This is a genomic window from Gracilibacillus timonensis, from assembly GCF_900086715.1.
In the GTDB taxonomy this organism is placed as follows: Bacteria; Bacillota; Bacilli; order Bacillales; family Amphibacillaceae; genus Gracilibacillus; species Gracilibacillus timonensis.
In genome coordinates this window covers 115980-128708 of the sequence record NZ_FLKH01000009.1, presented here as the reverse complement: position 1 = coordinate 128708, position 12729 = coordinate 115980, and the positions used below count along the sequence as shown (strand labels likewise).

The 12729-nt window shown below is 37.6% G+C and carries 7 protein-coding genes; all 7 read right to left on the bottom strand.

Annotation, left to right across the window (positions count from 1 at the left end; translation table 11 throughout):
• Positions 1–138 precede the first annotated feature (138 nt).
• Complete coding sequence (locus BN6556_RS02775) at positions 139–1500, bottom strand: alpha-L-fucosidase (protein ID WP_148436644.1); 1362 nt, start codon at positions 1498–1500, stop codon at positions 139–141.
• A gap of 536 nt (positions 1501–2036) precedes the next feature.
• Complete coding sequence (locus BN6556_RS02770; protein ID WP_066186900.1) at positions 2037–3644, bottom strand: extracellular solute-binding protein; 1608 nt, start codon at positions 3642–3644, stop codon at positions 2037–2039.
• A 206-nt stretch (positions 3645–3850) separates the two neighbouring features.
• Positions 3851–4756 carry a carbohydrate ABC transporter permease gene (locus tag BN6556_RS02765; protein ID WP_066186898.1) on the bottom strand — a complete coding sequence of 302 codons (906 nt, stop codon included), beginning with the start codon at positions 4754–4756 and terminating at the stop codon, positions 3851–3853.
• Between the two features lie 15 nt (positions 4757–4771).
• Positions 4772–5680, bottom strand: a complete 909-nt coding sequence (locus BN6556_RS02760) for an ABC transporter permease (RefSeq protein ID WP_392388582.1) — start codon at positions 5678–5680, stop codon at positions 4772–4774.
• 730 nt (positions 5681–6410) lie between these two features.
• Entirely contained in the window at positions 6411–8012 is a 1602-nt protein-coding gene (locus BN6556_RS02755) for an extracellular solute-binding protein (protein WP_066186889.1), read from the bottom strand.
• 249 nt (positions 8013–8261) lie between these two features.
• Positions 8262–9884: an extracellular solute-binding protein gene (locus BN6556_RS02750; protein ID WP_235817441.1), complete on the bottom strand. Its 1623-nt coding sequence runs from the start codon at positions 9882–9884 to the stop codon at positions 8262–8264.
• A gap of 605 nt (positions 9885–10489) precedes the next feature.
• On the bottom strand, positions 10490–12100 hold the full coding sequence (locus BN6556_RS02745; protein WP_066186882.1) for an extracellular solute-binding protein: 1611 nt from the start codon (positions 12098–12100) through the stop codon (positions 10490–10492).
• Positions 12101–12729 lie beyond the last annotated feature (629 nt).

The window sequence follows — 12729 nt, the reverse complement described above, 5'->3', positions numbered from 1 at the left end:
TTATTAAGCTTTATGTATTGCTTGGATAAACAGTGGTCATATAAACAACAACCTCTGATTCCCCTTATATTTTTAATCTACCTTCTTCACTATCATTCAAGCCTATACCTTCGTAATGGAAAGTATAGGGGGATACTATCAAGCTAGTGTAAAACGAAAGACGTCTGCTATAGGATGCGTCGTTTCCTCATTTACCAGTTCCACAGTGATCCCTTCATCATCTTGCGAGAACACGATATCTTGCTGCTCATTCATCCATTCGATAGTTTTTACTTTCGCTTGAAAAGGAATACGGATCGTTGTTGGATAAACGCTATCCTCTTCTTCACACAATCGAAAGCAGAATACTTGATTTCCTTTTTTAGTAAAGGCAAAAGGTGCTTCAAAATACGGCGCTGTTATTCTGGTACCGTAAATTGCCTCACCATACCTATCCATCCATTTCCCTAACTGCTCCATTCGCTCCAGCGCAATTCTAGGCAGTCGACCATCTGGTTGTGGTGGTACATTTAAGGCAAGATTACCACCTTTGGCAACGATCTCAATCAAGGCATGCACAATTTCACGTAATGATTTATACTCATCCTCATATTTAAAAGCAAAGGAGGTAGCAATTGAAATACAGCTTTCCCACGGGATATGAAGAGCTCTATCCGGTATCGTCTGCTCTGGGGTAATATAGTTTTCATGTTCTCCACCTATCGTACGGTCAGCCGTTAGTAAACCTGGTTGATGCTTACGCCCTTCAGCAACCACTTCTCCCAAACGAATATCTTGTTTTCCTTTACCAACCCATCCGGCATCCAACCATAGAATATCGATTTCTCCATATTCTGTCAGCAACTCGAGTATCTGACGATGTGTAAAGGATACAAAGTTTTCCCACATCCATGGATACTCTTCTGGATCATAGGATGGTCCTCTCCACATATGATGTTTTCTTTCCATTCCTGGTGCCCAATAGTAGGGTGTATGCCAATCAGCTTTGGAAAAATAAGCGGCAATCCCGATTCCTTGCTTCCTGAATGCAGTAAATACATGCTTACAAATATCGGCATATCGATGCGTGTGGAAAGGACATTCTGCACCAGTAATGCGATAATCAGATTGTTTTGTATTCCACATCGAAAAGCCATCATGGTGTTTGGTTGTGAAAATCAAATACTTAAATCCTGCTTTTTTGGCTTGTTCAGCCCATTTATCTGGTTGAAAGCGAATAGGATTAAAAGTTTTGTTCAGATTAAAATACTGACGTTTGAACTCTTCCATATCCTCTTCCCAGTCGACATCATCTCTCGACCAGTCGCCATCTGCATCGCTCAGTGCCCATGACTCCACCAGGCCAATTTGTGAATAGGGACCCCAGTGCATCATCAATGCCAACTTCTGATCCTTAAACCATTCCAGTTTTTCTAATACAGCAGGGTCGTTTGGTTTTACCCATTTGTCCTCTGCACTATAATTGTGCACCCCGCGTTCGATTTCGGTATGCTCGCTCATTACAATCACATCCTCATTTATTTATTTAAGCATTACTCCAGTGCACTGCCTGTTCCAGCTGACTTTAGCGAAACGAGTTATACATCGAGTTTGCTCACGAAAATCAAGATCGTGTTTACTGGCTCGAGCCATCCAATGAAAAGTTCGTGCATTAGATTCTCCTCGGCATCGGTTGTCTTTTATAATGTGACGACATGATCTCCTCCGCTCTTTCAGCAGAAATCAAATCTTAGATCTTTATGGCAATATGCCTAGCTTAAGCATATATGAAGCCTTGAGCTATCGAATTTTCTCATTTGATAATAATTTCCGTCTTCAAATGAAACGATAACAAACGACTGTATCCCTAGTTCTATTTCCTGTATACTACCACATGACAAATGGTTGTCAATGTTGATCATTAGCACCACTTCTCTAACTAGCGCTTATTCCATCTTGTCAATGAACCGCATATGTATGTCACTCTTTAGCTGCAGATATACAAGGATGGCTCGTCCTTTTGATTACAAAACGAGCCATCCACTTGTTAACTGAAATTAATTACTTGCCCAACGATCATAGGCTGCTTGATTAATTTCAATATATCTTTCAATATTCATATTTTCAATTGTCTCAACATAAGAATCCCAATTAGACATTGGTTCTACTCCTGTGATGAACTTCGCCTCCATCTGTTCTACATAAGACTCCAAGTCCACTTCAATCGTATTTAGCTCATCTTGTTCATCTTTCGTTAAATAAACTAGCGGAAACGGTAATTCGCCATATGGTTCAATCTTTTCTTCTGTTTCCGCTCGAACAAATTGATCAAATTCAGACTCTTCTTTCCCCTCAATTGGATAGGTAACAGTTGGTGTAGCAATACCGTAATCAGGGGTTAGCGTGCCGCGATAATCTTCCGAACTATCATATCCCTCAGGTGGATCCAGTTCAATGACTTCTCCATCGTCACCACGTTCCCAAAGGTCTCCTTCTGGACCCATGTTCAAGAAGGCATATCCTTCAGGAGAATAGAAATAATCAATCCATCTAATAGTCGCTTCGGGATTGCTGTTATTCGATGTGATCGAGAACGTTCCTCGTGTTAACCCTGGGCTTAATGGCATCATTGGTTCTTCTGACCATTCACTAGTCAATGGATGAAACATTGGATTATTCATTGCTTCTTCCTGGCTTTCACCAGTAGTAAAGAAGGAGAACCAATCTGGGAATAACCCTAGTCGGTTTTGTTGTCCTTTTGCTTTCTTCTGCTCATCAGATTGCGAGAATGTTTCTTGATCTAATAAGTTTTCTTCGTACAATTTATTCATAAATGTTAAGTACTCTTTATAATTTTCGGTGATAGGGGTGTAACGTACTTCACCATCTACCTCGTCAATTCCCCATTCTTTCAAGCCAAATGCGGCTAATAACCAAGGACGAGTACTGTTCATTTCTACGTCTAATAATGGAATTTCATCTGCTTCCCCATTGCCATTCGGATCTTCGTCACGGAATCGGACTAATAAATCATAAAACTCATCTATTGTCTTCGGTAGTTCTTCTACTCCTAATTCATCTAACCATTTTCCGTTATACCACATCGGACCAGTATACCATAGAGCTGATGAACCGCCTTCAGCAACACGAGGCAACGAGTAGATATGACCATCCACTGTCGTAATGGATTTTTCAATCTCTGGATTTTCATCTAATAATTTTTGAATATTCGGGGCATGCTCTGCGATTAAATCTTCTAATGGAACCAGTACTCCTTGTTGACCATAATCCACTTCCATACCAGGAGTAAAGTCGTCTGATCCAGCTGCATAGATAATATCAGCAATATCCCCACTTGCAAAAGCCAAATTTAATTTGGTTGGAAAATCACTGACAGGAGGTGTGTCATAAGACAAATTTATGTTAGTCATCTCTGCATACTCCTGAAGTGTCTCCATGTCTTCCCAATCTTCCAAACCAGTACCTGGAGCCATCAATGATAAGGTAATCTCTTCATCGACAATCGGAAAACCTTCTTCATTGATTTCAACTGTTTCATCGGTGGAAGCTAACTCTGAACCTTCATCTGATGAATCACCACCACATGCGGCCAATAAGCCGATACATAACACACTAATTAAGGTAAAAATTAAGTATTTTCTCATATGTTGTACCCTCTCTTTTTTTAAGAATAGAATGTCCCAAATTACATGTACTTACGCGTTGTCCCTGCTTTTCACCTCCCTAAATGAAATGATCGAAGACTTTATGGATAAATACTTGCACTGAGTTTTCTGACACGATAACTATCTTAGCCCTGCAAGCAATTCCCATCGATTCATTATATGGTTCGTTTATCTGTTAAGCTTTATTAACCTTTTAATGAGCCAATCATAACCCCTTTTACGAAATACTTCTGTAAGAACGGATAAACGATAATAACTGGTAAAGAGGAAACAATCATTACCCCATATTTAATAATGGCTGCCAGCTGTTGATTACTGTGGATCAACTGTGCCGCTTCCCCTGTCATATTGGTATTATTAGAAGACATATCCTGCAATACTAAAATTTCTCTTAATACTAACTGCAATGGAAATAAATCACGATCAGAAATATAAATTAAGGCATTGAAATAACCGTTCCAGTGACCAACACCATAGAATAAAGCCATTACCGCAATAATTGGAGCAGATAAAGGCAGGATAATTTTGAAGAACAATTTAAAATTCGTTGCCCCATCAATTGTCGCTGCCTCTTCCAAGCCTCTAGGAATCGTAGACTGGAAGAACACGCGAGCAATGACAATATTCCATACCGCTGCTGCGTTCGGAAGCACCATTGCCCAGATTGTATCAATTAACCCCAAGTCTCGAACCACTAAGTACGTAGGGATTAATCCACCTGTAAAAAACATGGTAAGTACAAATAAAGCAGTAAAGAATCCTCTTCCATAAAAATCTTTCCGAGCTAAGGCATATGCCGCTGGGATCGTTACTAATAAATTGATAAAAGTACCTAATCCAGTATACACGACAGTCATTAAATAACCTTGCCAAATGGAGTCATTGCCAAAAATCAAACGATAACCTTCAAATGTAATATCTTTTGGCCATAACCACATTTGTCCTGAGTTCACCATAGATGGATTACTGATCGACGCACTAACAATATAGATTAATGGATATAAAACGGCAACTAAGGCCACGGTCAAGCAAAAATAGACGAATAATTTAAACATTTTGTCTTTTCTTGTTTCAAAAATATTAGAGTCCATACTTATAAACCTCCTTTACCATAAGCTTGTTTCGCTTGTTTTTCTGGCGATTTGGTTAACGGCAATTAACAATATCGCGTTGATAACAGCGTTGAATAAGCCAACCGCTGCCGCAAAGCTGTACTGTGCATCTAATAAACCGGCTTGATACACGAAAGTCGCAATTACATTTGATGATTCCATGTTTAATGGATTCTGTAATAGTAAGATCTTTTCAAAACCAAGCGCCATAATATTACCTAAGTTCATAATTAATAAGATAACCATTGTTGGCACTAAAGTCGGGATATTAATATAAAGAATCCGCTGGAATCTGGTTGCACCATCTACGATAGCAGCCTCATGCTGCTGCGGATCTACACCTGACAAGGCAGCTAAGTAAATAATCGTTCCCCAACCGGTACTTTGCCATACACCCGATAATACATAAACGGTCTTAAACCACTTTGGATCACTCATAAAGCTAATTGGATCAAAGCCTAAAAACGTAATAAAGTGGTTAATGATACCTGTTGTTGGTGATAAGAAGGCAATTATCATACCAGAAATAACCACAACAGAGATAAAGTGTGGTGCATAGGTAACCGTTTGCACCGTACGCTTATAAATTCCATCCTTTACCTCATTTAATAATAAGGCCAAGATAATTGGCAAAGGAAAACCAACAATTAATTCGTATACACTAATTCCTAATGTATTCTTCAATAAATCCCAGAAATAATAAGAATCAAAAAACCTTTCAAAATGTTTCAATCCTACCCAATCACTTCCTAAAAACCCTAGGGAAGGTACATAATCTTTAAATGCAATTTGAATTCCATACATCGGGACATAATGGAAAATAATAAAATACAAAACAGCTGGTAAAATAAAGATGTAAAGCTGCCAATTTTGTAGTATCTTCTTCCATTTACTTTTCTTCATGCTTTTAGCAATATTGTTATCTTTCTTATTTGCTGTAGCTGTTCCTGAATCCATCTACATATTCCTCCTTTTTTCGGTTGTTGCATGCCGTGAAACTGTTTTCATCATACGCTTTTTGGGAAAACGTTATCAATATGTGATTTTTATTTTTGATTGTCATTGAATTTATACAAAATGTGATAAAGTCTTGATTATCAAAGGGTTTCAGCCGTCTACAATATGTGAAAATTGATTGGTATGTGGTTTTTGCGATTGTCTTATTAACACACATCTTATAAGACATATTGGTTTCATTAATAAGAAAAACCGGGCAATTCCGTCGGGTGCATTACCGACCACTCAAAGAAGATACGGAACTGCTGATAAGATAGATGATGTAAAGTAGTTTGCTTTCTTTAGTGATGAGTTTGCCCGTTTTTTGTGCTAGGCGAGCGCTGAAGGTTCGCAGGCTAAAATCATGACGACAATCACCACGCCTGCACTTACATGTCCTATGCATCGAAACGGAACCTATTTCTCGAGCGTTTCCTAGCACTTACAAACCATCAACTTTACTTTATGGAATAAATGGCCTGGCTACTTTGCCTCATCCATCTTATCGGTACCACCATTCGTTCAAGGTCAACCATTCCAAGTTCTATTATATCAATGATCATAAACTGTCTTATCTTTTAAAATAATCTGACTTATTTGCTTTTACCAACAAATAAGTCAGATCTACTAATGTCGTTTAATTACTAGCCCACCGATCATAGGCTTCCTGATAAATATCGACGTATTCTGCTATATTCATATTTTCAATGGTTTTAACATATTGATCCCAATTAGATAAAGGCTCAACGCCCGTAATAAATTTCGCCTCCATTTGTTCTACATAGGATTGTAAATCGACTTCAATGGAATTGATTTGTTCTTGTTCATCATTCGTTAGATAGGTTAAGGGATAAGCTGTTTCAGCATATTGATCGACTTTTTCTTGCGTTTCTGATTCTATGAATAAATCAAAATCAGAACGTGGTGCATTCTCTACTAGATCAACTAGCATCGGCACTGGAATACCATATGCCGGCGTTAGCGTACCCCGATAATCTTCACTACTATCGTACTCTTCTGGTATATCCAAGAAAACCCTCTCCCCATCGTCTCCCATCTCCCACAGAAAACCTTCAGGGCCTTGATCAAAGAAATCTCTACCTTCTCTGGAATACAAATAATCTACCCATCTTAAGGAAACCTCAGGATGTTCATTGTTTTTGGTAATGGCAAAGGCCCCTCTATTTATACCTGGATTCCCTGGCAAAACGATTTCGGGCGATACGTCACTGACTAATGGGTGAAACATTGGATTATTAATAGCGTCTTCCTCTGCTTGACCCGTAGTAAAGAAAGAAAACCAATCAGGGAATAAGCCAAGTCGGTTTTCTTGACCTTTTGCCTTTTTTTGTTCGTCAGCTTGAGAGAATGTTTCAGGATCAAGTAAGTTCTCTTCATACAATGTATTCATGTAAGTTAAATACTCCAAATAGTTATCGCTGATAGGTGCATAACGAACTTGGTCGCCAACAGCCTCTATGCCCCATTCCTTCATACCAAATGCCGCAAGAAACCAAGTTCTTGAACTTTCCATTTTGACATCTATCAATGGTATTTCATCCGCTTCTCCATTTCCATTTGGATCCTCATCACGAAAACGAACCAACAACTCATACAAATCATCCGTTGTTTTAGGTAACTCTGTAATATTAAGAGCGTCCAGCCATTCTCCGTTATACCAAAGCGGACCGGCTGGCCATGCAGATGTTGGATGCTGATTAATTACTGGCAAGGCATAGATGTGCCCATCACTAGTCGTAATGGACTTTCTTATTTCAGGATTTTGTTCCATCAATGCCTTAAAATGAGGAGCATATTCATCAATTAATTCTTCTAATGGAATTAAAGTCCCTTGTTTACCATAATCCACTTCCATAGATGGGGTTAAATTATCGCTCCCTGCTGCAAATATAATATCTGCTATATCTCCACTAGCAAAAGCCAAATTTAATTTTGTCTGAAAATCAGCCATTGGAGGAGTATCGTAATGGAAATCAACATTTGTCATCTCTGAATATTGTTTCAGTGTTTCCATTTCACTCCATTCTTCCAAACCGGTGCCTGGAGCGATCAATGACAAAGTAATCTCTTCTTCAACAATAGGAAACCCTTCTTTCTTCACTTCCACTGCATCGTTAGTTGACGACTCATTTTCTTCACCAGCGGAATCATCTCCACATGCAACCAAGACTGTAAATAACAATAGGCTAAAAACAACATATGCAAGCTTTAACTTCATTTGTTTTCCCCTTTCGTTTGAGCACACTTATTTATTTAAAATGGTCTCACAATTTCTCTAATGATAAGTGTCTTACCCAATCAATTACTCTTTTTCTTGTGTAATACGCATGGATGTAAAGGTTTTCATTTCATAACATAACTTCGCGACTAATTTGTCGTACAATGATCTTATCTAATTCGCCTATAAAATGCTAAGCATTTTATAGAAAGAATGCCTCTATAAAAAGAGACATTCTCCCCCAATCAATTAACTTTCTGCCCAACGATCATAAGCTTCTTGATGGATTTCAATATAACGCTCAATATTCATATTCTCAATCGTGCTGACATAAGCATCCCAATTTGAGATTGGTTCTACACCTGTAATGAATTTTGCTTCCATCTGTTCTACATATGATTGTAAATCCACTTCAATGGCATTTAATTCTTCTTGTTCTTCTTGTGTTAAATATACTAAAGGAAATGGTACCTCACTATAAGGTACATACTTTTCATCCGTCTCTGCCTGCACAAATTGAGTAAATTCACTAACTTCTTTTCCTTCGATTGGCTGAGCAAGTGTTGGTGTTGAAATTCCATAATCTGGTGTGATGGTACCACGCCAGTCTTCTGAACTTTCAAATTGTGATGGTACTTCTAATTCAACAATTTCACCATTCTCTCCTTCTTCCCACATGACCCCTTCAGGCCCCATGTTCAAGAACTTGTTTCCTTCTGGTGAATAGAAATAGTCAACCCACCGTATAGAAGCTTCTGGATGTTCATTATTATTCGTAATGGCAAAAGTTCCTCGATTCAACCCAGGACTTTCTGGTAACAGTGGCTCAGAAGTCCATTCGCTTGTTAATGGATAATACATCGGATTGTTCATCGATTCTTCTTCGGTCTCACCAGTAGTAAAGAAAGAAAAATAATCAGGGAATACACCTATGCGATTTTCTTGTCCTTTTGCTTTCTTTTGTTCATCTGCTTGCGAGAAAGTCTCATGATCTAATAAGTTCTCATCATATAGCTTGTTCATAAATTCTAGATATGCTTGATAATTTTCGGTAATCGGTGTGTAACGAACCTCTCCATCTACTTCGTCAATTCCCCATTCTTTTAAACCGAATGCACCCAACAACCATGGACGAGTACTTTCCATCTGCACATCAATTAGAGGAATCTCATCTGCTTCCCCATTCCCATTTGGATCCTCATCCCGAAAACGAACTAATAAGTCATAAAATTCATCAATCGTTTTAGGTAATTCCTCTACTCCTAGTTCATCTAGCCAGCGACCGTTATACCACATTGGTCCCCTGTACCAAACAGCACCGAAATCCCCTTGAGAAATACGTGGCAAGGAGTATATATGTCCATCTACTGTAGTGATTGATTTTTCTATATCTGGATTTTCATCTAGCAGCTTCTTAATATTTGGTGCATATTCATCAATTAGCCCTTCTAATGGAACTAATACACCTTGCTGACCGTAATCAACTTCCATACCTGGTGTAAAATCTGTTGAACCTGCTGCAAAAATAATATCAGCAATGTCGCCACTAGCAAATGCTAAGTTTAATTTTGTCTGGAAATCAGCCATTGGAGGCGTATCATAGTTGAATTGAATATTTGTCATATCTGCATATTCCTGTAAGGTCTCCATGTTTTCCCAATCTTCCATTCCAGTCCCTGGTGCGATCAAAGATAAGGTAATTTCCTCATCTACAATTGGGAAGCCCTCTGTATTTACTTCTTCCGCAGAATCAGATGAAGCCCCCTCTTCGTTGTTTTCCGCAACACTGTCTGTTGAATTGTCACTACATGCAGCCAGCACAACGAATAACAGTAAACCAATAAACAAATACAATAATTTCTCTTTCATCATGTTCATCCCCTCTTTTCTATTATTTTACATAAACTGACCGTTTTGTTATCGCTATCAAAAATCTACCTGATGATTCTATAAAAATACAATTGATTTGTTACATTATGCAACAAACTTTTTCCATGCAACTATTACATACTAAAATCGATCAAGTACAAAAGTAATTTTTGATAAAAATGCGATAACGGCAGTTTTGTAATTGCTTTCATAATACCTTGCTGCATTTGACCATTCAATATGTATTTCTTGTTGTGACTTGTCTTTCGAGAATTGGTATGATTGCGTTTTCCATATATGACCTGCTTTCATGTATATTGCTATATGTAAAATTTGTTGTTTATGTATGATTTGTCATTTATGTTATTAGAAAGGCTGAAAAACAAAAATTCCTCTGTTTTTTGTTTTCCAGCTGTCAATGTACAGACTATATATGATTTTTAATGAGCAATCTTTTTTATACAGGTGATTAGTTAATGTTGTCAACAACTGATGAAATGACTATTACAAGATTATTTTTGAGAAAATAAAATTGTTTGTCTAGCAGTAATCCTTTTTCAAGAAAAAGAGACTTGCAGTAGACCATATTGCTAGTCTCTTTCGCTTATTTAACTGTCTGCCCAACGATCATAAGCAGCTTGGTATATTTCTACGTAACGTTCAATATTCATGTTCTCAATAGTACCTACATAACTTTCCCAGTTGGAAATTGGCTCCACACCTGTAATAAACTTCGCTTCCATTTGTCGTACATATGATTCAAGATCCACCTCAATAGTATTAATCTCATCTTGTTCATCTTTCGTTAAATAAACCTCTGGAAAAGCGACCTCTCCATAAGGTGCAATTTTCTCATCCGTTTCAGCTTCAATAAATTTATCAAAATCGTTTATTTCTATTCCTTCTATTGGATAAGTAATGGTTGGTGCTGCTATCCCATAATCTGGTGTAATGGTTGCTCGATAATCCTCTCTACTGTCATATCCTTCTGGAATATCTAAGTCTACAATTTCTCCATTTTCACCACGTTCCCACATAATTCCTTCAGGGCCCATGTTTAAGAAAGCTCTGCCTTCAGCAGTATAAAAGTAATCTATCCATCTTATTGTCGCTTCAGGATGTTCATTATTGCTTGTGATTGAAAAAGTACCACGGCCAATCCCTGTATTTAAAGGCATTAAAGGTTCTTTTGACCATTCGCTGGTTAATGGAAAAAACATAGGATTATTTACCGATTCTTCTGTTTCTTGACCTGTAGTAAAGAAAGAGAACCAGTCAGGAAAAACACCTAATCTATTTTCTTGTCCCTTTGCTTTCTTCTGCTCATCAGATTGAGAAAATGTTTCGTGATCAAGTAAATTCTCATCATGTAATTTATTCATAAATGTCAAATACTCTTTATAATTCTCTGTAATTGGGGCATAATGCACCTCCCCATCAAATTCTTCAATCCCCCACTCTTTGATACCAAAAGCCGGCAGCAACCAAGGACGAGTACTATCCATTTCAACATCGATTAATGGAATTTCATCCGCTTCTCCGTTGCCATTCGGATCTTCATCACGAAAACGAACTAATAAATCATAAAATTCGTCAACTGTTTTTGGTAATTCTTCTACCTCTAGTGCCTCTAACCATGTACCGTTATACCACATAGGGCCTCTAATCCAAAGGGCCGAGGAGCCACCTTCCGCAATACGTGGTAAAGAATAAATATGGCCGTCTACCGTAGTGATTGACTTTTTTATATTTGGATTTTCATCTAATATGCTTTGGATATTTGGTGCATAATCTGCAATTAAATCTTCTAACGGAATCAATATCCCTTGTTGACCATAGTCCACTTCCATTCCCGGAGTGAGATTATCAGAGCCAGCCGCATAGATTACATCAGCAATATCTCCACTGGCAAAGGCTAAATTCAATTTTGTTTGAAAATCTGTTATTGGAGGCGTATCATAAGTGAATTGAATATTGGTCATCTCTGCATAATCCATTAAAGTCTCCATGTTTTCCCAATCTTCTTGACCAGTACCAGGAGCAATCATAGATAAAGTGATTTCCTCGTCCACAATAGGGAACCCTTCTTTATTTACTTCTGCTTCTGAAGCGGAATCTTCTACGCTTGTCGAATCTCCTTCCACGTCCTCATTGCTATTACATGCCATTAAAATAAAACACCAGAAACTAATAAACAAAATCATTAATCCATGCTTCATGTTTATACCCCCTTGTATATTTGTTATTTACTTTCGTACAGCTACACTCACCTCCTTAAAAGTTCATATTCATTTGCCAGGACACCATTATCATTTTCCAAATGATAGACTAATTATTTATGCTTTTAGCGTGATAAGCCTCCACACCAGTTTTGTAACTGCTTACATAATACGTTTGTTTAGCCGATGCATTCAATATGTATTTTGTAAATAGATTTGTCATTCACCTTCAAACAAAGGTATAAAGTTATAGTTCGTCTTTGTTTTTCACTGTGTAAATATGTGAGAACGAAATATATATGTAATAATTGATATCACCCTTTTATGTTTTATATGTAATGACTGATGTTGGGTTTATCTCTCCATCATCATTTGCATCTCATGAAGAGAAACGATTCTATTGACATAAAGGAAGAAATCTTATTCAATTAATACTTTCAGACAGTGTTCAAGTGGAATTTATACAAAAAGAAAGGTTCTAAACAATAGATACTGGAAAAATATCCCACGAAGAAGATGTTCGAGGAAAAAAATTATACCTTGGGTTAAAAGTGTAATACGGTCATGTTTTATATTAATTAACACAAGTAAATCGCCGCAGAAACAGTATAAAAAGCACTTTAATGCTT

Excerpts from the sequence above, each read along its gene's own strand:
- BN6556_RS02775 (WP_148436644.1), bottom strand. The coding sequence starts at position 1,500 with ATGAGCGAGCATACCGAAATCGAACGCGGGGTGCACAATTATAGTGCA.
- BN6556_RS02770 (WP_066186900.1), bottom strand. The coding sequence starts at position 3,644 with ATGAGAAAATACTTAATTTTTACCTTAATTAGTGTGTTATGTATCGGC.
- BN6556_RS02765 (WP_066186898.1), bottom strand. The coding sequence starts at position 4,756 with ATGGACTCTAATATTTTTGAAACAAGAAAAGACAAAATGTTTAAATTA.
- BN6556_RS02760 (WP_392388582.1), bottom strand. The coding sequence starts at position 5,680 with ATGAAGAAAAGTAAATGGAAGAAGATACTACAAAATTGGCAGCTTTAC.
- BN6556_RS02755 (WP_066186889.1), bottom strand. The coding sequence starts at position 8,012 with ATGAAGTTAAAGCTTGCATATGTTGTTTTTAGCCTATTGTTATTTACA.
- BN6556_RS02750 (WP_235817441.1), bottom strand. The coding sequence starts at position 9,884 with ATGATGAAAGAGAAATTATTGTATTTGTTTATTGGTTTACTGTTATTC.
- BN6556_RS02745 (WP_066186882.1), bottom strand. The coding sequence starts at position 12,100 with ATGAAGCATGGATTAATGATTTTGTTTATTAGTTTCTGGTGTTTTATT.